Source organism: Lentzea aerocolonigenes, assembly GCF_000955955.1.
Classification (GTDB): domain Bacteria; phylum Actinomycetota; class Actinomycetes; order Mycobacteriales; family Pseudonocardiaceae; genus Lentzea; species Lentzea aerocolonigenes_A.
Window position 1 is genome coordinate 1 of sequence record NZ_JYJG01000120.1, and the last position, 667, is coordinate 667.

The window sequence follows — 667 nt, forward strand, 5'->3', positions numbered from 1 at the left end:
TGGAATCAGCCGTCTAGTCCGAGATGTTGTTCTTGGCGACCACCTTGTCGATCTTCACGCGGATGACCATCTCGCCGGGCACGCCGTTGCGCTCGGCGTAGGCATCGGCCTGGTGGTCGCCCATGTAGCGGGCGGCGGTGCGGCCGGCCCAGTACTTGAGCTGCTCCGGGTCCTCGTCGACCTGCGCGCGGCCCGTGATGGTCACGAAGTTGAACGGCGGCGCCTCGTCGTCGAAGCACAGGGCCACGCGGCCGTCGCGCAGGATCGACTTGCCCTTGATCGTGTCGCGGGCGGTCAGGAAGACGAGGTCCGGGCCGTCCAGGTCCACCCACACCGGCGCGATGTGCGGGCTGCCGTCCTTGCGGGTGACGGCGAGTTTGCCGGTGCGGGCGGGCTTGGCCAGGACGAACTCGCGCCACCAGCCATCTGGAGCTTCCGTGTAACCCATGAGAAGCATTCAACTACGACTGAGGTAGGGGCACAGGACGACTGAAGTTGACGCCACCGCAGACTGCTGGGCGATGTGGCCCACCCCCTGCGAGCGGGAGAGTTTCCCTGTCACCGAGAGGGGAAAGCCAATGATCGAGGCAATCGGCCTCACCAAGAGATACGGCAGGACGGTCGCGGTCGACGACCTGTCGTTCACCGTCCAACCTGGACTGGTGAC

1 protein-coding gene is annotated in these 667 nt (G+C 65.8%); it reads right to left on the minus strand.

Annotated features, from left to right (window positions below; all coding sequences use genetic code 11):
• Positions 1-13: 13 nt before the first annotated feature.
• Positions 14-448, minus strand: a complete 435-nt coding sequence (locus tag UK23_RS18530) for a PPOX class F420-dependent oxidoreductase (protein WP_045312818.1) — start codon at positions 446-448, stop codon at positions 14-16.
• Between the last annotated feature and the right edge of the window lie 219 nt (positions 449-667).